The sequence below is a fragment of the Pseudomonas sp. FP603 genome (assembly GCF_030687415.1).
GTDB lineage: Bacteria > Pseudomonadota > Gammaproteobacteria > Pseudomonadales > Pseudomonadaceae > Aquipseudomonas > Aquipseudomonas wuhanensis.
In genome coordinates, this window is record NZ_CP117431.1 from 4,820,693 (window position 1) to 4,844,784 (window position 24,092).

Genomic DNA, 24,092 nt, shown 5'->3' on the forward strand with positions numbered 1-24,092 from the left:
CCGCTTTCGCGAGCAAGCCCGCTCCCACATAATCCCCCGCCTGCCAGACATCGAGACCGGTTATGACCGCGATCCACATCAAGTTCCCTTCCCTGACTATCAAGGCCGGCCCGCGTGCCTTGGCGCGCATCCGTGCCAATGGCTTGAGCGCCGCGGATGTGGGCACATTGCCGGGCGCCGCCGGTGGCCCGAAAGCGTTGGGCATTCAGGGGCTGGATCTGGCGCTGTTCGGCGAATGGCTGCCGGCGGTGCCCCGGGAGCGTTCGCTGATTGGTGCGTCGGTGGGTTCCTGGCGGTTCGCCAGCGCCTGCCTGCCGGATGCCGCTGAAGGCATCCGCCGCCTCGGTCATCTGTACACCGAGCAGAACTTCGCCAAGGGTGTGACCATGGCGCAGATCAGCCAGAGCTCCCGGCGCATGCTCGATGACTTGCTCGACGGCCGCGACGCGTCGATTCTGGACAACGCCCACTACCGACTGAACATCATGGTGGTCAAAAGCCATGGCCTGCTGGCGGACGATCATCGCGGTCGGCTGGGGCTGGGCCTGTCGTCGGTGATCGCCGACAACCTGCGCGGGCGAGCGCGGCTGTCACGGCATTTCGAGCGGCTGATCCTCCACGACCCGCGCCTGGCACCACCGGTCAACGCGCTGAATGACTTCCCGTCGCGCTTCGTTGCGCTGGATGCCGGCAACCTGCGCCAGGCCTTGCTGGCCTCGGGTTCGATCCCGATGGTCATGCAAGGCGTGCGCGACCTGCCGGGTGCTGGCGCCGGGACGTTTCGCGATGGCGGGCTGCTGGACTATCACCTCGACTTGCCCTACAGCGGCAACGACATTGTGCTGTATCCGCATTTCACCGATCGGGTGATCCCCGGCTGGTTCGACAAGCCCCTGCCGTGGCGCCGTGCCTGCCCGGCGCGCTTGCAGGATGTTCTGTTGCTGGCACCGTCAAAGGAATATCTGTCGCGCCTGCCCTACGGCAAACTGCCGGATCGTAACGATTTCAAGCGCTTCATGGGCGACGCCCCGAGCCGGCAGAAATACTGGCGCGCGACGATGGATGAAAGCCGTCGCCTGGGTGATGAGTTCCTTGAACTGGCCACCAACGGTCGCCTCGGCGAGCGCTTGCTGACCCTTTAGTCAGTGTTTTCCCGCAACCCCAAACGCAAACTGTTAAACTCGCCACCTGCCCACATCGCCGCGGCGATCGCCACCTGAAAGAGCTGAACATCACTGTGGAAATCTTCAAAGAATTTACCTTCGAGTCCGCCCACCGCCTGCCCCACGTGCCGGACGGCCACAAGTGCGGTCGCCTGCACGGTCACTCGTTCAAAGTGGCGATTCACCTGAGCGGCGATCTCGACCCGCACACGGGCTGGATCCGCGATTTCTCGGAAATCAAGGAAATCTTCAAGCCGCTCTACGAGCGCCTGGACCATAACTACCTGAACGACATTCCCGGCCTGGAAAACCCGACCAGCGAAGTGCTGGCCAAGTGGATCTGGAATGAATTGAAGCCCCTGCTGCCGGAACTCAGCGCAATTCGTATCCACGAGACCTGCACCAGCGGTTGCATCTATCGCGGCGAATAAGCCGACCCCAAGCACAACATAAATTCCCGTGGGAGCTGGCTTGCCTGCGATGGCATCAACTCGGTTCGACGTTAAACCGAGCCGTCTGCATCGCGGGCAAGCCCGACTCCCACACAAGCCCGACCACACAAGAACTGCGTTTCGTCAGTGAATTGAGAAACAGCCTTCAATGGCAGTTTTTTTATGCCTATGCTTCTTGGCTCGCACACGCCAAGAGGACGCTCCCATGGCTGACTGGCCGCTGGCTCAGACCTATCGCTTCAATGGGCATTCCGTGCGCTACGCCGTACGTGGCGACGGTCCGCCGCTGGTGTTCGTGCATGGCACGCCCTTCTCTTCTTATGTGTGGCACCGGATTGCGCCGCACTTCATCACCATGCACCGGGTGCACTACTTCGATCTGCTGGGTTACGGGCAATCCACACAGCCGGACGGCGATGTGTCGCTGGGCGTGCAAAACCAATTGTTGGCGCAACTGCTGGAGCACTGGGGCCTGGAACGGCCAGACGTGGTGGCCCACGATTTCGGCGGCGCCACCGCGTTGCGTGCGCATCTGCTCAACGGCAAGGATTACCGCAGCCTGACGCTGATCGATCCCGTGGCGCTGTCACCCTGGGGTTCGCCGTTCGTGCAGCATGTGCGTCAGCACGAAGCAGCGTTCAGTGGGCTGCCCGATTACATTCAGCAGGCGATTGTGCCGGCCTATATCCGTGGCGCGATCAAGCGCGAGATTCCCGATCAAGAACTGGCGCCCTATGTGCAGCCTTGGCTGGGAGATCCGGGGCAAGCGGCGTTCTACCGGCAGATCGCGCAGATGGATGAATGTTATACCCGCGAGGTCGAAGGGCTATACCCGACGATTCGCTGCCCGGTGCAGATTCTTTGGGGGAAGGACGATCAGTGGATTCCCATTGAGCGCGGCCAGGCGCTGCATCAGATGATTGCGGGGTCGCAATTTCACGCCATCGCCAATGCCGGGCATCTGGTTCAGGAGGATGCGCCGGAGGCGATTGTGGCAGCGATATTGCGGTTTTTACCGCAACACGAATCCCCCTGAAAAAACCGAATCAAACATGTGGGAGCGGTGTTTCTTCAGGTGCACCGCTATCGTGCCCCTTCTCAAACCAAATCCGCCTGCTCGTCTATAAATAACAACACCCTCGCGCCATTGGCACGAGCACTGCAACACCCCCGCGTCCTCCCTCCAGCAAGGAACGCCACATGACGCAGAACGATTCGGGCAACGATTACCCCCTCAGCGAAGTCCCGATGCATGCCCGCAAGGGACTTGCCTCCACCGCCATGGTGCTACTGGGTTTTACCTTCTTCACCGCGACCATGTTTGCCGGCGGCAAGCTCGGTGTGGCGTTCAGTTTCGGCGAGATGCTGGCGGTGATTATCGTCGGCAATCTGCTGCTGGGGATCTACGCCGCAGGGCTGGGTTACATCGCCTTCAAGAGCGGCCTCAACTCGGTGCTGATGGGACGTTTCTGCTTCGGTGAAGTGGGCAGCAAACTCAGCGACCTGATCCTCGGTTTCACCCAGATCGGCTGGTACGCCTGGGGCACCGCGACGGCGGCTGTAGTGCTGGGCAAGTATTTCGAACTGAGCGAAGGCACCGTTCTGGGGCTGATGGTGCTGTTCGGCCTGGGCTTCTGTGCCACGGCCTACATCGGCTATCGCGGGCTGGAGATTCTGTCGTACATCGCGGTGCCGGCCATGATGTTGCTGCTGATGCTGTCGATGTGGGTCGCGACGGTGAAGGTCGGCGGGTTCGAGGGCTTGCTCGCGGTGGTTCCGACGGGAACCCTGGATTGGTCGACCGCGATTACCCTGGTGTTCGGCACCTTCGTCAGCGGTGCGACGCAAGCAACCAACTGGACACGTTTCTCCCGTTCGGCGCGGGTGGCGGTGCTGGCGAGCCTGATCGGCTTCTTCGTCGGCAACGGTCTGATGGTACTGATCGGTGCCTACGGCGCCATCGTCTACCAGCAACCGGATGTGGTGGAAGTGCTGCTGTTGCAAGGCTTCGCCATGGCTGCGATGGCGATGTTGCTGCTCAACATCTGGAGCACCCAGGACAACACCATCTACAACTTCGCCGTCGCTGGCTGCAACCTGCTGCGCACCGGCCGGCGCAAAACCGTGACCCTGGCTGGCGCGGTGATCGGCACGCTGCTGGCGCTGCTGGGCATGTACGACATGCTAGTGCCTTACCTGATTCTGCTGGGCACAGTCATTCCGCCGATTGGCGGGGTGATCATGGCGGACTTTTTCTTTCGCTATCGGGGCCGCTACCCACGCCTGGCCGACACACGGCTGCCCGCGTTCAACTGGCCGGGGCTGAGCGCTTATGCGGTCGGCACCGTCGCCGCCTTCAGCTCGCCATGGGTCGCGCCGCTGGTAGGGATTGCCGTAGCCGCGCTAACGTATGTGCTATTGACCGGGGTGCTGGGTGCCCGTACCGCCAACGCACCATTACAAGATCTCTAAAAGGATTCGCCTGATGCATATCATCAACGCCCGCCTACGCAACCAAGAAGGCCTGCATGAGTTGCACCTGGAAAACGGCCTGATTCACAGCATCGCCCGGCAAACCGAAGCCCCGTCCCTGGGGCCTGACGACCTGGACGCCGGCGGTAATCTGGTGGTGCCGCCCTTCGTCGAGCCGCACATTCACCTCGACGCCACACTGACTGCCGGCGAGCCGCGCTGGAACATGAGCGGCACGCTGTTCGAGGGCATCGAACGCTGGGGCGAGCGCAAGGCGACCATCACCCAGGAAGACACCAAGACCCGCGCCAAGAAGACCATCCAGACCCTCGCCGCCCACGGCATCCAGCATGTGCGCACCCACGTCGACGTCACTGACCCGGAGCTGACGGCGCTCAAGGCGATGCTCGAAGTCCGCGAGGAAAGCCGCCACCTGATCGACCTGCAAATCGTCGCGTTCCCTCAGGAAGGCATCGAATCGTACCGCAACGGTCGGGAGCTGATGGAAGAAGCGATCCGCCTGGGCGCCGATGTGGTCGGGGGTATTCCGCATTTCGAATACACCCGGGATCAGGGCGTGAGCTCGGTGAAGTTCCTGATGGATCTGGCCGAACGTACCGGTTGCCTGGTGGACGTGCATTGCGACGAAACTGACGACCCGCACTCACGCTTCCTTGAAGTGCTGGCCGAAGAGGCCCGCAGCCGCGACATGGGTTCGCGCGTCACCGCCAGCCACACCACGGCCATGGGCTCCTACGACAACGCCTACTGCGCCAAACTCTTTCGGCTGCTCGGGCATTCGGGGATCAGCTTTGTCTCCTGTCCCACCGAAAGCATTCACCTGCAAGGACGCTTCGACAGCTTCCCGAAACGCCGTGGCGTGACCCGGGTGAATGAGTTGCTCGAAGCGGGGATGAATGTGTGCTTCGGCCAGGATTCGATTGTCGACCCGTGGTATCCGCTGGGCAACGGCAACATTTTGCGGGTGCTCGAGGCTGGGTTGCACATCTGCCACATGCTCGGTTATCGCAATCTGCAGAGCGCGCTGGATCTGGTGACCGATAACAGTGCCAAAGCCATGAACCTGAGCGATCGCTATGGGCTGGAACAAGGGCGACCGGCGAATCTGCTGATTCTGTCGGCGGACAGTGATTATGAGGTGATTCGTAGTCAGGGTTTGCCGCTGTACTCGGTTCGCGGGGGCAAGGTGTTAATGAAGCGGCAGATGCCGGTGGTGGAATGGGCCGATCGGCTCTGAATTTTCGTTGACAGAGCGTGCGTCATCGCAGGCAAGCCCGCTCCCACAGGGATCACGCTGAACCTGTGGGAGCGGGCTTGCCCGCGATGGCAATCTCAAAATCAACCCAACAACCGCGCCGTACCAAACAACCTCACCCGACTCAACTCGCCATCCAATTCCTCCAGCAAAATTGGCGCCGTGCCGCCAGGCATGACCACCTTCACCTCACCCGCCGCCACCCAACCCACGCGAGCCACGCCGCACACGCCACCGCACTGGCGCTGGTGCCCGACGACGCGGTCGGCCCTTCGCCGCGTTCGAACACCCGCGCAACGATTCGCCCCTCGGCTTCCAGCATCGCCCATTGCAGGTTCACCCCTGCCACACACGGCTGCCCTGCCCCGGTCGGCATGGCATAGGCGATGCGGGTCAATGATTCGGCCAATCCTGACTCACGCATCTGCGCGTTACTCGGCAACGCATCGGCGCCGGTCACCAACGTCACGCAATGGGGATTACCGATGCGCACGAACTGGCTGTGGTTCCAGGCAGGGTCGAGTGCCGACAACGGCCGCACATGACTGACTTCGCGCCCCTTCAATGTCACGGATTCAACCCGTTGCGCGCCCACCGCTTCGGGCCCGAACGATGGCTGCCCCAGGTCCAGCCAGAACCCTTGCACGCCATCGATTTCAGCGGGTGTCACTGAAGTCTCCACCGGCGAAACCGCATCGCTCTTGTCGTGATGAACCCGGAGCTGACAGGCCGCTTCCGTGGGCATCAGCCCTTGCTCGCCAAGGGCCTGGGAAAAAATCGTCAGGCCGTTGCCGCTGCGCTCGGCCAGGGTGCCGTCGGTGTTGACGATCAGCAGGTCAAAAGGCGGCGACGATTGAAACGGCCCCACCAGCAGACCATCGCAGCGATGTGCCTTGCTGCCGGGCGGTTGTGTGCCCGGAGCCCAGCCGCAAAACGCCTCGATGGCCGATAACGCCCAGGCCTCACGGGTTTGCGCGGCGCGGCTGGCCTGTTCAGGCAGGTCGATACCGCTACTGCGCAGGGCGCCAGGCGCCACCACCGCGTAGATATTGCCCCGAGCATCGTACATCCGCGTCATGGCGCCCCCTCTATGAACAATTGATACGTCGACGATATCGCGAAACAGCGGCTGGCTGTGCAAGGATGTCATCCTGCCTGACTGCACCCCGCCCGGATGGTGATCGAACCCTTTGTGGTTGTTCACTGTCCCTTGGGGACGCGACGTTTTTTGCCAAGGATCGATATGACCAACCTCAACACCCAAGCCACCTTCGTCCCCGGACGTCTGGAACAGATGTCCACCCGCATCGCCTTTTTTATCGCAGGCTTCGGCATCGCGGCCTGGGCGCCGCTGGTGCCTTACGCCAAGGCACGGGCCGGGCTGGATGAAGGAACCCTCGGGTTGTTGCTGCTGTGTCTGGGGGTGGGCTCGATTCTGGCGATGCCCATGGCCGGGATTCTGGCGACGCGTTTCGGCTGCCGTCGGGTGCTAAGCGGCGGGACTTTGTTGATCTGTGCGGCACTACCACTGTTGGCGACGGTGTCTACGATTCCGGCGTTGATTGCCGCGTTGTTCATGTTCGGCGCGGGCCTGGGCACGGTGGATTCGACGGTGAACCTGCAAGCGGTGATCGTCGAGCGGGCCAGCGGCAAGACCATGATGTCGGGTTTTCATGGGCTGTTCAGCCTCGGCGGGATCGTCGGCGCGGCGGGTGTCAGCGCCCTGCTCGGCTTCGGGATGTCGCCGCTGGGGGCGATGCTGGTGGTGATCGTGCTGCTAGTGGTGGCGTTGCTCAAGGCCGCGCCGCATCTGTTGCCCTATGGCAGCGAAAGCTCCGGCCCGGCGTTTGCAGTGCCGCATGGCATCGTGCTGTTTATCGGCGGGATGTGTTTCATCGTGTTCCTGGCCGAAGGCGCGGCGCTCGACTGGAGCGCGGTGTTCCTGGCGCAAGAGCGCGGGATCGACACGGCATATGCAGGGCTGGGTTATGCGGCGTTTGCGCTGACCATGACCGTCGGACGTTTGACCGGCGATGCGATTGTCCGGCGCCTCGGTGCTACACGAGTGATTGTGTTTGGTGGATTGACGGCCGCGACGGGCCTGGCGCTGGCGACATTTGCACCGAGCTGGGAAGCTGCACTGGTGGGGTATGCACTGCTGGGGGCTGGCTGTTCGAACATTGTGCCGGTGCTCTATACCGCCGTGGGCAAACAGACCGTCATGCCGGAGAGCATTGCCGTGCCAGCCATTACCACTCTGGGTTATGCAGGGATTCTCGCCGGGCCTGCGGTGATCGGCTTTATCGCCCATGGCAGCAGTTTGAGTTTTGCCTTCGGGTTGATGGCTGTGTTGCTAGTGGCGGTAGCGATTGGCGGCAAGGTGTTGAAAGTTTAAAAGCATCGCGGGCAAGCCCGCTCCCACAAGGATCTTCAGTGAACACAGATGTTGTGTACGCCAAAGATCATGTGGGAGCGGGCTTGCCCGCGATGAAGCTGACTCGGTCTATCAGAACCCGACACTGGCCTGCACAAAGAACGTACGCGGTGCGCCGACGTACATCCCGGCGTTGTTGTCGCTGGAGCGGGTGAAGTACTGCTTGTCGAAAATGTTCTTCACCCCTGCCCCGACTTTCAGGTTCGACAATTGCGAGCCAAAGTCATACCCCCCACGCACGTTCCAGGTGACGTAACCCGGGATGTCGCCGTACTGGCCGTCCGCGCTGCCTTCAGTGATGTAGTTGCCGCTGAAACTGCCATCAGCGTTCACTGCGGTGCCCGGTGAGCGCTGTTTGGACTGGGCAAAGGCATCGAGGTTGTAGGTCCAGCGGTTGATGTCGTAACGCAGGCCGGCGGTCGCCACCTGACGTGAGTAGAACGGCAGGTCACGGCCCTTGAAGCCTGGAATCTCACCTTCATAAACGGCGCGAGTGTAGGTAAAACCGGCGTTGGCGGTCAGGCCGGCGAGTCGTGGGTCCAGCGCCGCCATGTCGTAGTGCACCGAGGCTTCAAGGCCCTGGTGCGTGGTCGCGCCGAGGTTGGTCCAGCCCACATCGTTGCTGATGTATTGCAGTTCTTTATCGAAGTCGATGTAGAACAGCGTCACTTCCCCGCCCCACACGTCATCGTTGTAGCGCGTACCGATCTCGTAGGTCTTGGCCTTTTCCGGGTTCAGGCCATTGGCGGTGTTGTCACCCGAGCCGCCCTGACCGAGCTGGAAATATTGCAGGCTGCCAAACGAGGTTTCGTAGTTGGCGAACAGTTTCCAGGCCTCGGACAGGTGATACATCACGCTCAGGGCCGGCAGCGGCTCATTGCTGTCGATGCTGCGACGTTTTTCCTGCACAGGTCTGCCGGCGGTATCGAGAACCGGTCTGTCGTGCCATTCGGTGCTGATGCTTTCAAAACGGATGCCGGGGGTCACGGTCCAGTTGCCGACGTCGATCTTGTCATCGATGTACACAGCGTGGGCTTCGGTGCCCCCGGTGCGATCCTGGAACACATGACCATCGGAGGTTTTGGTGACCACCGGCTGATTGTTCACCAGCGCCAGACGGCTCGACTCTTCATGCATGCCTTCTTTCAGGTAGCGATAACCGACGCTGGCTTCCTGAGTGGTCGGGCCCAGATCGAACACATGGGACACCCGTGGTTCGATGCCGAAGGTGTAGTAAGTGCGCGGATAGGAACTGAGGGTTTTCTGGTCGCGAGCGGCGATGGTGCTGCCACGGAAACTGTCGGAATAGTAGGTCAGCACTTCGGCCTGGGTGCGGTCGTCGATCTGTCGAATCCACTTGAAGGACACGTCCTTGCGGCGGCCGCTGAAGTTGTCATGGTCACGGTCGGACTGGAACGGATCGGCGTCGTACTGCTTCTGCGTCAGGCCACCGGGCATGTCGGCGCTGGCGTCGTAGTAATGGAAATTGAGGCTGAAATCGTCCTGATCGGTAGGCGCCCAATGGGTCTTGAGGATCACGTCGTCGATGTCGTTGCCGTTGTTGCTTTTGCGATAACCGTTGCCGTTCACACCGGAATACAACAGTGCCACGCCCATGCCGTTATCGGCGGTGCCACCGAGAAACGCGGTGTCGATGTGTTTCCAGCCACCGCGCTGGGTGGTTTCCAGGGTGGTGCCGATTTCACCGGTGGCTTTCTCCGGAATCGCTCGGGTGACGAAGTTGATCACACCACCCACGTTCTGCGGCCCATAACGCACGGAACCGGCGCCACGCACCACGTCGATGCTGTCGAGGTTGCCGGAGGAAATCGGTGCCATGGACAGCTGCGGTTGCCCATAAGGGGCGAAGGCGGCCGGCACGCCGTCGATCAGCACGGTGGAGCGTGGCGACAGGCGCGAGGTCAGGCCGCGCACGCCGACGTTCAGGGAAATGTCGCTGCCACCGGTGCCGTTGGCGTCCTGCACTTGCACGCCAGGTACACGACGCAGCACGTCGCCAACGTTCATGGCGCCCTGCTCGACCATGGCTTCACGACGGATCACCGTGCGTGCGCCGGGATGGTTTTGCACCACGCCAGCATTGGCATCACCGAGCCAGTCGCCGACCACTTTGATGTCGGTCACGCCCAGCTCCAGCGGACCGTTGACGGCGGAAGTCGGGGCTGGCATCAGGGTCACCGAGCCTTCATCGATCTGATACTCCAGACCGCTGCCTTGCAGTAATTGGCGCAAAGCCTGTTCCGGTGAAAAATTACCGTCGACTGCCGGGGCTTGTTTGCCGGCCACCAGTTCAGGGCTGAAAAAAACCTGCAGCGAGGTTTGCTGGCCCAGCTGACTCAAGGCCTGACCCAGCGGCTGCGCTTGAATATGAATGGCATCGGCAGCGAACACCTGGGGCAGCGCCGAGCTGACCGCCAGGGCAAGAGCGAGAGGCAGCCAGGATGTTTTGTTATTTTTAGCGGTGGTTTTCTTCACGTCGAACATTGTCCTGTGGATCGCAAGAGTGTGCGGCTGTTAATGCAAACCAGTTGCAGTTGGACAAGTAGACGAAGAACTCGAAAAAAACCTGAATCTATCGGGCAATTATTTCCTGACTGCCGTCATCCAGGGTTCGGATGGCTACCGGCAGAATGCTCGGCAAGGCCTTGAGCAGTGCGTCGGTGTTGTCGGATTTGAACACGCTGGTCAGGCGCAGATTGCCCACTTTGGCATTGCCAACCGTCAGCGGTTTTTGCCGATAACGCGACACTTCTTCGGCCACTTCGCTGAGGCTGGCGTTGTTGAACACCAGTTTGCCACTGCGCCATGCGGTCAGTTCTGCCGGGTTGACCGTATAGGCGGCGGCCACTTTCCCCTGGGCATCGACGCGAGTGCCGAGGCCGGCGGTGAGGCTGATGAAATCGGCGCCGTTACCTTGAACCTTGACCGTGCCCTGTTCTACTACGACGCGGGTTTGGGCGCTGTCGCGACGCACGTCAAAACGGGTGCCGGTGACTGTCACTTTGCCGCTGCCCGCCTCGACCACGAACGGTCGGCTGCTGTCGTGCTCGACGCTGAACATCGCCTCGCCTTGCGTCAACTCGATGCCGCGACGGTCTTTTTCATAGTGCACCTGCACCCGGCTGCGGCTGTTCATATCGATCACCGAACCGTCCGGCAACGCCACATGACGACGTTCGCCAAGGGCCGTGGAATATTCAGCCGTGTAGCTCGCTGGACGATTCAAACCACTGGACAGCCCCAGGCCGAGCGCCACCGCCAACACACTGGCGGCCACTGCATAACGCACCAGTGGATGACGTGTGCGGCGTGCCGGCGGGGTTTCGCACAAGGCGTGCAAACGCTTGGCCGGCAGCAGATCGGCCGCCGCCCACAGGCTCTGGAGCATTTGATATTCGTCGCGATGCTGGGGGTGTTCGTCCAGCCAGATCTCGAAGCGCCTCTGCTCTTCGGCGTTGACGGCAGGTTCCTGCAAACGCACAAACCACTGCGCCGCTTCGTCGCGAACCGTTGTTTGCCCGCACGCACAATCATGAGTATCCATCATGGAAAGTCCTGTTTGGCTGGGGATGAAAAGGCGCGCCGCGTCATGGCTGTAACCCGTCCAGGCGATCACGCAGATGCCGCAGGGTGCGGATCATATACTTTTCCACCATGTTCTTGGACAGCCCCAGGCGCTCAGCGATTTCGGCCTGGGTCAGACCTTCGATCTTCTGCCAGACGAACACCTTGCGACAGTTGACCGGCAGCTCGGTGAGCGCCCGCTCGATGGAATCCGCCAACTGGATCGCGTGCATGAAATGCTCCGGGTCGCCGGACGACGACACACTGTGATCGATCGCCTCGGACTCCATGGCGCCCCGCCGATCCTCACGCCGATAACCGTCCACCGCAATGTTGCGCGCGGTCTGGTGCAAATATGCCCGAGGTTGTTGCACCGCCGCCGAATCGGACTCAAGCACCCGCACGAAGGTGTCGTGGGCCAGGTCCTCGGCCTGCTGACGATTTCTCAGACGCCGGGTCCAGGTGCCGATCAACTCTTCGTAATGCTCGAAAAAGCCGTGTCTGCGGGGCAGCTTGGGGGTCATTGCGGTGTGCTGTGGAGAGGAGGCGCGAATAGTAATGCTTCCTATTAAACCCGGCAAATCATTCCTCGGAGCGTCGACGAGAGGACCTGCCCCCCATAAATCTGTGTACAGCACTGATCGAAAATGTGGGAGCGGGCTTGCTCGCGAAAGCGGTGTATCAGCCAATATTGATGTCGACTGACCCACCCTCTTCGCGAGCAAGCCCGCTCCCACAGGGTATGTGCAAGGCTCCCCGGTGGTCGAAACGTCCGGCACCAGACGACTGGTTGCAGAAACCCATTGTCACTAAATATTACCTGCGTCATATTACGCACGTAATAGAGCATCGTTTTTCACAGGTAGAGATCCATGACCAGCATGCCCAACCTTGAACCCGATCTTGCTGTCGCGGTGAACACACCCAAGCCTCCCCTGCTTAAAAGGCTGCTCTTGCTGACGACGGCCATCGCGGCCCTGGTGTTCATCGGGCTGTACGCAGCCCATTGGTGGACCACCGGCCGTTTCATCGAAGAAACCGACGATGCCTACATCGGCGGCAACGTCACGGTGATCGGGCCGAAGGTCGCGGGGTATATCGAAGAGGTGCTGGTCACCGACAACCAGAGGGTCAAGGCCGGCGATGTGCTGATTCGGCTGGACGCCCGTGACTACCGCGCCAATCTGGCCAAGGCCGAAGGTGCGGTGGCTGCCGAAGAAGCGTTACTCGCCAACCTCGACGCCACCGAACAACTGCAGCATGCGGTGATCGGCCAGGCCCGCGCCGGCATCGATGCCGCCGGCGCCGAAACTGCCCGCTCGCGGGACGATAACGCCCGCTACAAACGCCTGGTGAACAGCAATGCCGTCTCGGTTGAAAGCGCACAACGGGCCGACGCCACCTTCAAGACTGCCCAGGCTCAGAGTGCCCGGGCTCAGGCCGAACTGCTGGCCGCGCAACGCCAATTGAACGTGATTGAAACCCAAAAACAGCAAGCGCGCGCCGCGTTGATCCAGGCACGAGCCGAGCGTGATCTGGCGCAGTTGAACGTCGGTTATACCGAGTTGAAAGCCCCCGTCGACGGCGTGATCGGCAATCGTCGGGCGCGGACCGGCGCGTACGCCCAGGCCGGTTCGCAACTGTTGTCGGTGGTGCCGGCCAGCGGGCTGTGGGTCGATGCCAACTTCAAGGAAGATCAGCTGTCGCGGATGACACCGGGCCAGCGTGTGATCGTGCATGCGGACGTGCTCAAGGGGCGTGTATTTCACGGGCATCTGGACAGTCTGGCGCCGGCCAGTGGTTCGCAGTTCAGCGTGCTGCCACCGGAAAACGCCACCGGCAATTTCACCAAAATCGTCCAGCGGGTACCGGTGCGGATCCTGCTCGACCCGGCTGACGGCGTACTCGGTCATCTGCGTCCGGGCCTGTCGGTGACGGCCGAAGTGGACACCCGCGCCGAACCTGAAACCCCGACCGTGGCCAGTGCGCCATGAACGGCGCCCTCGCCGCCCCCGCGCAGCCGTTCAATGCCGCCAACATGGCAACGGCGACCAAGGTGTTCGCCTTCGCCACCATGTGCATCGGCATGTTCATTGCGCTGCTGGACATTCAAATCGTCTCGGCGTCGCTGCGTGACATTGGCGGCGGGCTCTCGGCCGGCACTGACGAAACCGCGTGGGTACAGACCAGTTACCTGATTGCCGAAATCATCGTGATTCCGCTGTCGGGTTGGTTGTCCCGGGTGTTCTCGACCCGTTGGTTGTTCTGCGCCTCTGCGGTGGGCTTCACCCTGGCCAGCCTGCTCTGCGGTGCGGCCTGGAACATCCAGAGCATGATCGCCTTCCGCGCCCTGCAAGGATTTCTCGGCGGTTCGATGATCCCGCTGGTGTTCACCACCGCGTTCTTTTTCTTCACCGGCAAGCAACGGGTGATCGCCGCTGCAACCATTGGTGCCGTGGCCTCGCTGGCACCGACGCTGGGGCCGGTGATCGGTGGCTGGATCACCGACATTTCGTCCTGGCACTGGTTGTTCTACATCAACCTGGTGCCGGGGATTTTCGTCGCGGTGGCGGTGCCGATGCTGGTGAAAATCGACCAGCCGGAACTGTCCCTGCTCAAGGGCGCCGACTATCTGAGCATGCTGTTCATGGCGGTGTTTCTCGGCTGCCTGGAATACACCCTTGAAGAAGGCCCTCGCTGGAACTGGTTCAGCGACAGCACGATTCTGACCACCGCCTGGATCAGTGGCCTGGCCGGATTGGCTTTCATTGCTCGAACCTTGCACGTGGCCAATCCGATCGTGGATCTGCGTGCCTTGAAGGACCGCAACTTCGCCCTCGGCTGTTTCTTTTCGTTCGTCACAGGGATTGGCCTGTTCGCGACGATTTACCTGACGCCACTGTTTCTCGGTCGTGTACGTGGCTACGGCGCGCTGGACATTGGGCTGGCGGTTTTTTCCACCGGGGTGTTCCAGATCCTGGCGATTCCGCTGTACGCCTTTCTGGCCAACCGCATCGACCTGCGCTGGGTCATGATGAGCGGCCTTGGGTTGTTTGCCCTGTCGATGTGGGATTTCAGCCCGATCACCCATGACTGGGGGGCCAAAGAATTGATGCTGCCGCAAGCCTTGCGCGGGATCGCTCAACAACTGGCGGTGCCGCCAGCGGTGACCCTGACCCTCGGCGGGTTGGCACCCGCGCGGCTCAAACATGCTTCGGGGTTGTTCAACCTGATGCGCAACCTCGGCGGCGCGATGGGTATCGCCGCGTGCGCCACGATCCTCAATGACCGCACCAACCTGCACTTCACCCGGTTGGCGGAGAACCTCAATAGCACCAACGAAGCGCTGAATCAGTGGCTGTCCCAGGTCGGCAACAACTTCGCCGCCCTCGGCCAGAGCGGTGACATCGGCGTCACCGCCAGCCTGCGTCAGCTATGGCTGCTGACCTATCGTGAAGCGCAGACGCAAACCTACGGCGACGCGTTCCTGATGATCATGGTCTGCTTCATCCTCGCCACGGCGATGGTGCCCTTGATGCGCAAGGTACAACCACCGGCCGCGCCGTCAGCAGACGCTCATTGATCAGGCTTGAGGCATTTTACGGAAGCCTACCGCCAGGCGGTTCCAGCTGTTGATGGTGGAAATCGCCACGGTCAGGTCAACCATTTCCTTGGGACTGAACTCGGCGCTGAGCAGTGCGTAATCTTCATCCGGGGCGTGGGTCAGGCTCAGTTGGGTCAAGGATTCGGTCCAGGCCAGTGCGGCGCGCTCACGATCGGTGAAGAACGGAGCCTCGCGCCAGGCCGTCACGGCGAACAGCCGACGTGGAGTTTCCCCGTCCTTGATGGCATCGGCAGTGTGCATGTCGATGCAGAAGGCACAGCCGTTGATCTGCGACGCGCGCAGCTTGACCAGTTCGATCAATGACTTTTCCAGCGGCAGTTTCGAGACGGCTGCTTCCAGGGCCATCATGGCTTTGAGGCCGTCCGGGGAAGCGGTATAGAAATCGATACGAGTTTGCATGGTGGTAGCTCCAATCACAGGTGGGATTGAAGCTACGTTAATGCCGAGCTGACGTTGAACAAATAGCCAATTATGGGGAAGTTGAGGATGCCAATAGATCAGAAGATTTTCAGTGACTGTGCCTGCTCGCGAAGGCGCCGGAACAGGCAACCAACACATCAGCCGCTACGACTGCGCAACCATTGCAAAAACCCCTTCTTCGCCACCACCTTGGGCACCTCCTGAATCAGCGTCTGCGCCGTATGCATCCGGTAATCGAACAACGCCTTCATCGCTTCGCTGATGTCATGCCGCGCATCCAGGCAAGGCTTGAGGTATTCCTTCTCGATGCGGTAGAGCGTGCAAAAGGTCTTGGCCGAAAAGTCGGCGAGCGCCGATTCATCGGAAAGAATACCGGCCTCGCCAATCACCTCACCCGGCCCCATGCGCCCGGCCTCGAACTTTTTGCCACCGCGGCTCAGGGCGACTGACACCACGCCGGACTCGATGATGAACAGGTGATCGCTGACCTCCCCCGCCGGCAGGATCATTTCACCGGCGCGGAAGGTTTGCAGCTTCATGTTCTGGCTGAAGGTTTCTTTCTCTTCCTGTCGCAGAGTCGAGAAGATGTTCGAGCTGTCCAGCAGTGCCCGCGGCCGTGACAGGGCAGCAGGCGCGTTGGGTTCGACACTCGACAACAGGCTGACACCGGACGCCTGCAAATGCCGGAACGCCAGATCAAACAGCAGATTACGCACCATGCGCTTCTGATCCATGGAGATTACGAAGCCACTGATTTCGTATTCCACACCGGTGCTGCCGGAGCTTTTCAACGACACACTCGGCGCCGGTTTGGTCAACAGGAAACGGCAGCCCTGCATGGCCCGCTCCAGCGCATCAATCACCGTTTGCGGACGCGCATGGGGGCTCACTTGCAAGCTGATCGATACCCCGAAAATGTCACTGGGTCGGCTGAAGTTGATGATCTTGGCCTTGGCCGCCAGGGAGTTGGGAATCACCGCCATGCTGCCTTGCGCGGTTTGCAGACGCGTGGCGCGCCAGTCGATGTCGGTGACCCGGCCTTCGGTGCCGTCGATGGAGATCCAGTCATCCAGTTGATAGGGTTTGGTGGTGTTCAGGACGATCCCGGAGAACACGTCGCTGAGGGTACTTTGCAAGGCCAGGCCGACGATGATCGCCAACGCACCGGACGTTGCCAGCACGCCCTTGACCGGCAACTCAAGCACGTACGCCAAGGCGGCGATGACCGCGATCAGGAAAATCACCGCGCCGAGCAGATCCTGCAGCAAACGCCCGGTGTGCCCGACCCGTTGCATCATCACTGCGCCAAGCAACACCGTGAGGGTGCGCGCTGCATACAACCACCAGCCGATCTGCAAACCGGTCGCCGCCAGGTGCAACGGCACATTGTCGACCCAAGGCGCCGGCGCCATGGGGTTCAAGCCTTCGTTGAACAGCAGCACGCTGAACAATGAGAAAATCACCAGTCGTACCGCCAGTTTCCAATTGCTGCCGCTGGCTGTGATCACACGCCACAACACCAGATCGATCAGGATCAGAATCAGCGCGCTGAGCAACGGGTGATCGGTGAGCAGTGACAGCATCAAGTAACTCCAGCAACAGTACGGATGGGCACAGTGTAGGAGGATTTGATGTCTTCAGAACAACACAAAACACAAGCGGGCTTGCCCGCGATGGCAATTGATCAGTCACTGTGATGTTGACTGATCGACCGCTATCGCGGGCAAGCCCGCTCCCACAGGTTATGTATGTGCTGCCAGTGTTTACTTGGCGTTAGTCAGGGTGTTGTAGCTGGTCATCAGGTTGCGATAATCCGGGATGTGGTTGGAGAACAAAGTCGCCAGACCTTCCACGTCGTTGCGCCAGTCGCGATGCAGTTCACAGGCCAGGCCGAACCAGGTCATCAGTTGGGCGCCAGAGGACGACATGCGATCCCACGCCGATTGACGGGTCAGTTCGTTGAACGTGCCGGAAGCATCGGTCACCACGAACACCTCAAAGCCTTCGGCCAGGGCCGACAGCGCCGGGAATGCCACGCAGACTTCGGTTACCACACCCGCGATGATCAGTTGTTTCTTGCCGGTGGCCTTGATCGCCTTGACGAAATCTTCGTTGTCCCAGGCATTGATCTGGCCTGGGCGAGCGATGTAGGGCGCGTCCGGGAACAGTGCCTTGAGTTCCGGCACCAGTGGGCCATTGGGGCCGGTTTCAAAACTGGTGGTCAGAATCGTTGGCAGCTTGAAGTACTTGGCCAGGTCGGCCAGGGCCAGCACGTTGTTCTTGAAACGGTCCGGATCGATGTCGCGCACCAGGGAAAGCAGACCCGCCTGGTGATCGACCAGCAGAACGGCGGCGTTATCTTTGTCGAGACGTTTGTAGGAAGTAGTCATGGGGTAATCCTCGCTTTTTATCGATGCCGAACGGGCCGGCGTAAGTGAACTCTGATTTTTCGTTTAAACGTGGCCAGGCAAGCCCGGTACGCCACAGCGCTACAACAATGATTTCAAACGGGCATCCGGCCGAACTGGCCCGACTGGAAGTCGGCAAAGGCCTGGTGAATTTCTTGCTCGGTGTTCATCACGAACGGGCCGTGGCCAACAATGGGCTCGTCAATCGGCTCGCCACTGAGCAGCAGCACCACGGCGTCGTTATTGGCTTCCAGGCTGAGCTGATCACCGTTGCGTTCGAACAACGCCAACTGCCCTTCTCGCACCAGTTCCACACCATTGACCTGAACCGTGCCGCGCAGCCACCAGTGCCGTGTTGCGCCCTTCGTGCAGATCCAGGGTCAGCAACTTGCCGGCGTTCAAGCGAACGTCCCAAACGTCGATCGGCGTAAAGGTCCGCGCCGGGCCGCGATGGCCTTCGAATTCACCGGCGATCAAGCGCAGGCTGCCCGTGTTGTTCTTCAGTGGGATGTTCGGGATGTCACCGTCGAGAATCGTCTGGTAACCGGGCTCGGCCATCTTGTCCCTGGCCGGCAGGGTTGACCCACAGCTGCACCATTTCCAGGGTGCCGCCGCTCTTGGCGAAACCTTCGGAGTGGAACTCTTCATGAACAATCCCCGAGGCCGCGGTCATCCATTGCACGTCGCCAGGGCCGATCTTGCCGCCGCTGCCGGTGGAGTCGCGGTGTTCCAGTTCGCCCTTGTAGACGATAGTCACAGTTTCGAAACCGCGGTGCGGGTGCTGACCAACGCCACGACGTTCAGTGGTCGGGGTGAATTCAGCGGGCCCTGCGTGATCCAGCAGCAGAAACGGGCTGATGTGTTTGCCCAGGTTGTCGTAGGAAAACAGCGTGCGAACCGGAAAACCGTCGCCGACCCAGTGAGGTCGTGGGCTGGTGTAGATACCGATGATGTTTTTCATCTTTTCCTCCGAATCTGTTGGGTGACGCGATGGACAAAGCTTAAAACCGGCGCCTTTGGTGCGCTAGACTGCAAAAATCAGCCTTAGCGTTCTATTTGGAGAACGATGGTGGAAGACCTCAACACCCTGTACTACTTCACCCAAGTGGTGGAGCACCACGGTTTCGCCCCGGCCGGGCGCGCGCTGGACATGCCCAAATCCAAACTCAGCCGACGCATCGCCGAGCTCGAAGAACGCCTCGGCGTGCGCCTGCTGCACCGCACCAGCCGGCATTGCTCGTTGACCGAAATCGGCCAGGCTTATTACCAGCGCTGCCTGGCCATGCGGGTGGAAGCCGAAAGCGCCGCCGAACTGATCGAACGCAATCGCTCCGAACCCCAAGGCCTTGTGCGCATCAGTTGCCCGACGGCGCTGCTGAATTCCTGGGTCGGGCCGATGCTGACCCGCTACATGCTCAAATACCCGTTGGTGGAGTTGTTTATCGAAAGCACCAACCGCCGGGTCGACCTGATTCACGAAGGGTTCGATATCGCTCTGCGAGTGCGCTTTCCACCGCTGGAAAACACCGACATGGTGATGAAGGTGCTGGGCAACATCCAAAGCCTGGTGGGTATTCCGGCATTTCTGCAGCGCCTGTCATCACCGGCCACGCCGGCTGATCTCAGCGGTCTGCCGAGCGTGCATTGGGGTGGCGCGCAGCGTGAATATCAGTGGGAATTGTTCGGCGCCGACGGTGCCAGCGCGCTGATTCGTCATACCCCGCGCATGGTCACCGACGACTTGCTGGCCTTGCGTCACGCGGTGCTCGCCGGCATCGGCATCGCTCACCTGCCCAACGTGGTGGTGCGTGATGGAGATTGCCGCCGGTCGACTGGTGGAACTGGTGCCGGGCTGGACACCCAAGTGCGGGATCGTGCATGCGATCTTCCCCTCACGACGCGGATTGTTGCCGTCGGTGCGGACCTTGATCGACTTTCTGGGCGAGGAATTCAGCCATAGCGATATTGCTTAGGCGGGGTTAGATTCCGACACCGCGTCGCGCCCTTCGCGAGCAAGCCCGCTCCACACATTGGATCGGTGGTGTACGCAGCTCCAATGTGGGAGCGGGCTTGCTCGCGAAGGCGTCAGACCAAACACCATCAATGCCGCTGAAACTTCCCATTCATGACTTTCGGTAAACAGTGCTTTGCCGATCCAGCGGTTTTTCTCAAGGATCCAGCCGGGGATACTCCCGCTCATTCCCACTGCAACCCCTGGAGTCATTGATGTCTATTCCCGCATTCGGTCTTGGTACGTTTCGCCTGCAAGGCCAGGTGGTCATCGATTCGGTGAGCACCGGTCTTGAGCTGGGCTACCGGGTCATCGATACCGCGCAAATCTATGAAAACGAAACAGAGGTCGGTCAGGCCATCGCCGCCAGCGGCATTGCCCGTGAAGAGCTGTTCATCACCAGCAAAATCTGGGTCGCCAACTTTGCCAAAGACCGGTTGATCGAGAGCCTCAAAGAGAGCCTGAATAAACTGCAAACCGATTACCTGGACCTGACGCTGATCCACTGGCCGTCGCCGGACGATCAGGTGCCGGTCGAAGAATTCATGGGCGCGCTGCTCGAAGCCAAACAACTGGGCCTGACCCGGAAGATTGGCGTGTCAAACTTCACGGTCGACCTGATGCAACAGGCCATTGCCGCCATCGGTGCCGAGAACATCGCCACCAACCAGGTCGAGCTGCACCCGTACCTGCAAAACCGCAAGGTTGTCGAATTCGCCCAAAGCCAAGGCATTCAAATCACCTCTTACATGACCCTGGCCTACGGCGAAGTGCTGAAAGATCCGCTCATCCAGCAAATCGCCGATCGCCTTCAGGCGACACCGGCCCAGGTCACGCTGGCGTGGGCCATGCAACTGGGGTACGCGGTCATTCCCTCTTCCACCAAACGCACCAACCTGCAAGGCAATCTGCAAGCCTGCGCCCTGACCCTGAGCGATGCCGACATGGCGCTGATCGCGGGCCTGGATCGCGGCCAGCGGCTGACCAGCCCCAAAGGCATCGCGCCGCAGTGGGATTGAGCTTCAGCCTTGGTTCAAGTGTTTGTCCAGCGATGACATAGCGTGCTGCAACCGATCGACGGCTTCGTCGAGCAGCACCGTGTTCCCCTCATCGATGACACGCTCCAGTTGCTCGCAATGCTCGATCAAACGCACCGCCCGGACCATACGCGCACTACCCTTGATGCGGTGCGCCAAGTCTTGCAGACCCGGGCGATTGCCACTGGCGTGCGCCTCGAGCAGATGGGTCCGATCACTGCGGTTAGTCATCGCCAGTTCGCGTACAAGGTGATCAAGCAGCGTGCGATCCGCACCGACGTACTGCTCCAGGCCACTCAAGTCCATCTCGGGCATGGGTTGCTCTTCGAGTGTCGCTGGCGCTTCGCTCGCAAACCTTGCGGCCAGCCATGCACTCAAATCCGCCAGCAGGATGGGTTTGAACAGGCAATCGTCCATACCGGCCTCCAGGCAGCGGACTTTTTCCTCGGGCTGCGCATTGGCGGTGAAGCCCAGAATCAGCGTCGACGGTAATCCTTGGGCGCGCTCTTCATCGCGGATTGCACCCGCCAGCTCATAACCACTGAGCCTCGGCATATTGCAGTCGGTAACCACCAGATCGAACTCATGTTCGCGCCACAGCTCAAGTCCTCGCTCGCCATCCGCAGCCTGCATAACGTGATGCCCCAGATCACACAGTTGCCATGACAATAACAGCCGATTAATCGGGTGATCGTCGACCACCAGAATCGTCAGTGGCTGCGTCGGCGCCTGCAACCCGCTATCCACCAACTCGCTGGAAGGCAACGGTTGCAATGCGATCAGCTCAAGGTTGATGTCGACCTGTGTGCCTTGTCCAAGGACACTGTCGAGTTGCAACCGGCCGCCCATCATTTCGCACAGGGTGCGACTGATCACCAACCCCAGGCCAGAACCGCTTCGAGCTGACTGCCGGCCGTTATCAGCCTGTATGAACGGGCTGAACAATCGTTGCCGATCAACGGCGCTGATGCCAATACCGGTGTCTTCAATGCGCACACTGACCGCCAGATGCTCCGCCGTCACGGGCGTCACCCGCAGCGTCAGGCTCACCTCGCCGTCACGGGTGAACTTGATGGCATTGCTCAGCAAATTGGACAGCACCTGCTTGAAGCGGATGGGGTCGATCAACACCTCGCAATCGCTGCGTTCGTCCAGATCAATCCGCCACGCCAGCTCTTTCTGTCGTGCCAGGCCTTCGAAAACCCGACACACCGATGCCACCAGCGCCCGCAGATTGGTCCGTTCAGGGGCCAGGGATAAATGCCCGGACTCGATACGCGCGATGTCCAGAATGTCACCGATCAGCGCCAGCAATTGTTGGGCGGCACTGAACGCCACCTCAATGGCGGGACGGTCAGTGACACCCTCGTCCGCACGTTTCAGGGCCAATTCAAGCATGCCGATCAGGGCGTTCATCGGGGTGCGGATCTCATGACTCATGGTCGCCAGAAAAGTGGTTTTGGCGCGGTTGGCATCGTCCGCCTCGTTCTTGGCATCCTGCAATTGCTGCAACCACTGCTGGCGCTGACGGATTTGTCGGCGCTGCCAGGCGATCCAGCCGAGGGCGAGCAACAGCAAGGCGCCTGCCACGGCAAACGCCTGAAGAATGCCCCGACGATGGCGCAGCCAATAGCTGTCATCCAGCACCACATCATGACTCCAGCGGGCCACCAGATCGTCCATTTCCTGAGGTGAAATGCTCAGCAACGCCTTGTTCAGAATCGAGTGCAACTCCAGCGCGCTGCGGTGAGTGGCCAAGGCGATACGGGCGGGTTGATCGCCCACGGTGCTGCTGATGCGCAGACGATCACGGTAATGCCGGGCGATCAGGTAACGGGCGACGATCAATGAACTGAGCGCCGCATCGGCCCGGCCCTTGATCACCCACTCCATGCCCTCCGCCGGGCTTTGCACCTCGACCAGACGCACCTGTGGCGCCTGGGCTTGCATGAATTCGAACAACGGATGACCGCGATAAATCGCCAGGCGCTTGCCGGCCAGATCGTCCAGCGTCCCGGGGCTGCCCGCCGTCGCTGCTGTGACCAGCACGAAGGGGTTACTGAGGTAGGCACGGGTAAACAGCAACGTCTCTTCACGCTTGGTACTGGGGGTGATCACCGGCAACAGGTCGATCTCGCCGTCCTGGAGTTGCTCGATTTGCCGGTCCAGTGATTGGCCGCGTTGCATCTGAAAGGTCAAACCGCTGCGCTGGCTGATCAACGTCAGCAACTGTGCCGTCAACCCACTGAGCCGGCCTTGGGCATCGTAGAACGTCAGCGGGGCAAAGTTATCGATCACACCGACCCTGACCGTGGGATGCCGCTCCAGCCAGCGTTGTTCGCTGGCACTCAAACGCACCTGCTGTTGCCCCACCATAGCGGCCCGCCCGGCACTCCAACGCAACTCGATGCCCGCGCGCTGATCCATGGGGATGGCCGCCAGCGCCTTGTCGATGATGCCTTTGAGACGCGGATTGTCCGCCGCCAAAGCGAAGCCGAACGGGTTGGCATCCAGACCGGAAGGCCCCGCCAGACGAACGTTATTGAGGTAGTTGTTGTTGATCAGGTAATTGGCGCTGATGAAGTCGCCCAAAAACACGTCGGCCTGCCCGAACGCCACGGCCCCGATCGCGTCGAGTACCGAGGCGAAGCGGTGCAAGGTCGCCTCGGGATAAAAATCTTCAACGGTCTGCGTCGGCAGATAGTCTTCGACCATGGCGATACGTTTGCCGGCAAGGTCGGCGGGCATTCGCTCGTCCATGCGGGTGACCAGCATCGGCTGATCTTCGGCGTAGGCTCGGGAACTGATCAGCGCGGGGTCGGCGGCCTCGAAGTTGTTCGATGTGCCGAGCAGATCCAGCTCATGGCGTTTGAGGGCGTCCATGGCGGCTTCACGAGTGGCATAACGCAGCACGTCGATCTTGACGTGCAGCAGTTTCCCCAGCAGCGCGGCGTAATCGGCCGTGATGCCCTCCAGCTCATCGCGGTGGCGCGTCACTTCGAAGGGCGGGTAGTCCGGCCCCGTCACCCCGAGGCGCAAGACCCGTTTATTGCGTAGCCATTGCCAGTCCCTTTCATCCAGCTTGACCTGAAAACCCTCCACCGTGGAGCGCCCCAGCAAATGCAACCGCTGTGGCTCGTCGGCCATCGCCGCAGGCAATTGCGTTAAAAGGCTCAGAGCCACGGCCAACAGAAGCATGTGCATGATCT

At 60.8% G+C, this 24,092-nt stretch carries 16 protein-coding genes and 3 pseudogenes; 10 read left to right on the forward strand and 9 right to left on the reverse strand.

From position 1 onward, the window contains the following. Positions 1–62 precede the first annotated feature (62 nt). From PSH65_RS22350 to codA, 5 genes are all read left to right on the forward strand, one after another. Positions 63–1,142, forward strand: a complete 1,080-nt coding sequence (locus tag PSH65_RS22350; protein WP_305422402.1) for a patatin-like phospholipase family protein — start codon at positions 63–65, stop codon at positions 1,140–1,142. 95 nt (positions 1,143–1,237) lie between these two features. Continuing rightward, complete coding sequence (queD, locus tag PSH65_RS22355) at positions 1,238–1,594, forward strand: 6-carboxytetrahydropterin synthase QueD (RefSeq protein ID WP_007933061.1); 357 nt, start codon at positions 1,238–1,240, stop codon at positions 1,592–1,594. A gap of 226 nt (positions 1,595–1,820) precedes the next feature. Continuing rightward, positions 1,821–2,651, forward strand: coding sequence for an alpha/beta fold hydrolase (locus tag PSH65_RS22360; RefSeq protein ID WP_305422403.1), 831 nt, complete (start codon positions 1,821–1,823; stop codon positions 2,649–2,651). Positions 2,652–2,815: 164 nt separating this feature from the next. Next, the gene (gene codB / locus PSH65_RS22365; RefSeq protein ID WP_305422405.1) at positions 2,816–4,087 is read left to right on the forward strand and encodes a cytosine permease; all 1,272 of its coding nucleotides are present in this window, start codon (positions 2,816–2,818) and stop codon (positions 4,085–4,087) included. A 13-nt stretch (positions 4,088–4,100) separates the two neighbouring features. Continuing rightward, complete coding sequence (gene codA, locus PSH65_RS22370) at positions 4,101–5,345, forward strand: cytosine deaminase (RefSeq protein WP_305422406.1); 1,245 nt, start codon at positions 4,101–4,103, stop codon at positions 5,343–5,345. 101 nt (positions 5,346–5,446) lie between these two features. On the opposite strand, the pseudogene PSH65_RS22375 reads toward codA, so the two are convergent. Continuing rightward, positions 5,447–6,441: pseudogene (locus tag PSH65_RS22375) on the reverse strand (diaminopimelate epimerase). 165 nt (positions 6,442–6,606) lie between these two features. On the opposite strand from PSH65_RS22375, the gene PSH65_RS22380 reads away from it, so the two are divergent. Further along, positions 6,607–7,758, forward strand: coding sequence for an MFS transporter (locus PSH65_RS22380; RefSeq protein ID WP_305422407.1), 1,152 nt, complete (start codon positions 6,607–6,609; stop codon positions 7,756–7,758). A gap of 111 nt (positions 7,759–7,869) precedes the next feature. On the opposite strand, the gene PSH65_RS22385 is transcribed toward PSH65_RS22380, so the two are convergent. The 3 genes from PSH65_RS22385 to PSH65_RS22395 form a co-directional block, all read right to left on the reverse strand. Further along, positions 7,870–10,293 (reverse strand): TonB-dependent receptor, encoded by a 2,424-nt coding sequence (locus PSH65_RS22385; RefSeq protein WP_305422409.1) that lies wholly within the window; start codon positions 10,291–10,293, stop codon positions 7,870–7,872. Between the two features lie 97 nt (positions 10,294–10,390). Then, positions 10,391–11,365 (reverse strand): FecR family protein, encoded by a 975-nt coding sequence (locus PSH65_RS22390; protein WP_305422410.1) that lies wholly within the window; start codon positions 11,363–11,365, stop codon positions 10,391–10,393. A 40-nt stretch (positions 11,366–11,405) separates the two neighbouring features. Then, entirely contained in the window at positions 11,406–11,906 is a 501-nt protein-coding gene (locus tag PSH65_RS22395; RefSeq protein WP_007907700.1) for a sigma-70 family RNA polymerase sigma factor, read from the reverse strand. A gap of 348 nt (positions 11,907–12,254) precedes the next feature. On the opposite strand from PSH65_RS22395, the gene PSH65_RS22400 reads away from it, so the two are divergent. Both PSH65_RS22400 and PSH65_RS22405 read left to right on the forward strand, forming a co-directional pair. Continuing rightward, positions 12,255–13,376, forward strand: coding sequence for an HlyD family secretion protein (locus tag PSH65_RS22400; RefSeq protein WP_305422411.1), 1,122 nt, complete (start codon positions 12,255–12,257; stop codon positions 13,374–13,376). Then, a complete protein-coding gene (locus PSH65_RS22405) occupies positions 13,373–14,965 on the forward strand; it encodes a DHA2 family efflux MFS transporter permease subunit (protein ID WP_305422413.1) in 1,593 nt (530 codons plus the stop codon). The genes PSH65_RS22400 and PSH65_RS22405 overlap by 4 nt, the downstream gene beginning before the upstream one ends. Here the strand turns inward: PSH65_RS22405 and PSH65_RS22410 are convergent, their stop codons facing one another. The 4 genes and pseudogenes from PSH65_RS22410 to PSH65_RS22425 all read right to left on the reverse strand — a co-directional run bounded on the left by PSH65_RS22410 (position 14,966) and on the right by PSH65_RS22425 (position 18,796). Next, complete coding sequence (locus PSH65_RS22410; protein ID WP_305422415.1) at positions 14,966–15,406, reverse strand: carboxymuconolactone decarboxylase family protein; 441 nt, start codon at positions 15,404–15,406, stop codon at positions 14,966–14,968. It abuts the gene before it with no gap. A 158-nt stretch (positions 15,407–15,564) separates the two neighbouring features. Beyond that, the gene (locus PSH65_RS22415) at positions 15,565–17,010 is read right to left on the reverse strand and encodes a mechanosensitive ion channel family protein (protein ID WP_305422417.1); all 1,446 of its coding nucleotides are present in this window, start codon (positions 17,008–17,010) and stop codon (positions 15,565–15,567) included. Between the two features lie 180 nt (positions 17,011–17,190). Then, positions 17,191–17,817: an isochorismate family cysteine hydrolase YcaC gene (gene ycaC, locus PSH65_RS22420; protein WP_052963111.1), complete on the reverse strand. Its 627-nt coding sequence runs from the start codon at positions 17,815–17,817 to the stop codon at positions 17,191–17,193. Positions 17,818–17,930: 113 nt separating this feature from the next. Next, positions 17,931–18,796, reverse strand: a pseudogene (locus PSH65_RS22425) (pirin family protein). A gap of 105 nt (positions 18,797–18,901) precedes the next feature. On the opposite strand from PSH65_RS22425, the pseudogene PSH65_RS22430 reads away from it, so the two are divergent. Together PSH65_RS22430 and dkgB are read left to right on the forward strand one after the other, a co-directional pair. Further along, positions 18,902–19,808 (forward strand): annotated as a pseudogene (locus PSH65_RS22430) (LysR substrate-binding domain-containing protein). A 253-nt stretch (positions 19,809–20,061) separates the two neighbouring features. After that, a complete protein-coding gene (dkgB, locus tag PSH65_RS22435) occupies positions 20,062–20,865 on the forward strand; it encodes a 2,5-didehydrogluconate reductase DkgB (protein ID WP_305422418.1) in 804 nt (267 codons plus the stop codon). Between the two features lie 3 nt (positions 20,866–20,868). Here dkgB and PSH65_RS22440 read toward each other — a convergent pair whose 3' ends face one another. Continuing rightward, on the reverse strand, positions 20,869–24,087 hold the full coding sequence (locus PSH65_RS22440; RefSeq protein WP_305422419.1) for a transporter substrate-binding domain-containing protein: 3,219 nt from the start codon (positions 24,085–24,087) through the stop codon (positions 20,869–20,871). Positions 24,088–24,092 lie beyond the last annotated feature (5 nt).

Bases quoted from the DNA above. Each gene is read 5' to 3' on its own strand.
- PSH65_RS22395 (WP_007907700.1), bottom strand. From the start codon at position 11,906: ATGACCCCCAAGCTGCCCCGCAGACACGGCTTTTTCGAGCATTACGAA.
- PSH65_RS22440 (WP_305422419.1), bottom strand. From the start codon at position 24,087: ATGCACATGCTTCTGTTGGCCGTGGCTCTGAGCCTTTTAACGCAATTG.
- ycaC (WP_052963111.1), bottom strand. From the start codon at position 17,817: ATGACTACTTCCTACAAACGTCTCGACAAAGATAACGCCGCCGTTCTG.
- PSH65_RS22380 (WP_305422407.1), top strand. From the start codon at position 6,607: ATGACCAACCTCAACACCCAAGCCACCTTCGTCCCCGGACGTCTGGAA.
- dkgB (WP_305422418.1), top strand. From the start codon at position 20,062: ATGTCTATTCCCGCATTCGGTCTTGGTACGTTTCGCCTGCAAGGCCAG.
- PSH65_RS22415 (WP_305422417.1), bottom strand. From the start codon at position 17,010: ATGCTGTCACTGCTCACCGATCACCCGTTGCTCAGCGCGCTGATTCTG.
- PSH65_RS22410 (WP_305422415.1), bottom strand. From the start codon at position 15,406: ATGCAAACTCGTATCGATTTCTATACCGCTTCCCCGGACGGCCTCAAA.
- PSH65_RS22400 (WP_305422411.1), top strand. From the start codon at position 12,255: ATGACCAGCATGCCCAACCTTGAACCCGATCTTGCTGTCGCGGTGAAC.
- codA (WP_305422406.1), top strand. From the start codon at position 4,101: ATGCATATCATCAACGCCCGCCTACGCAACCAAGAAGGCCTGCATGAG.
- PSH65_RS22360 (WP_305422403.1), top strand. From the start codon at position 1,821: ATGGCTGACTGGCCGCTGGCTCAGACCTATCGCTTCAATGGGCATTCC.
- PSH65_RS22350 (WP_305422402.1), top strand. From the start codon at position 63: ATGACCGCGATCCACATCAAGTTCCCTTCCCTGACTATCAAGGCCGGC.
- PSH65_RS22405 (WP_305422413.1), top strand. From the start codon at position 13,373: ATGAACGGCGCCCTCGCCGCCCCCGCGCAGCCGTTCAATGCCGCCAAC.
- codB (WP_305422405.1), top strand. From the start codon at position 2,816: ATGACGCAGAACGATTCGGGCAACGATTACCCCCTCAGCGAAGTCCCG.
- PSH65_RS22390 (WP_305422410.1), bottom strand. From the start codon at position 11,365: ATGATGGATACTCATGATTGTGCGTGCGGGCAAACAACGGTTCGCGAC.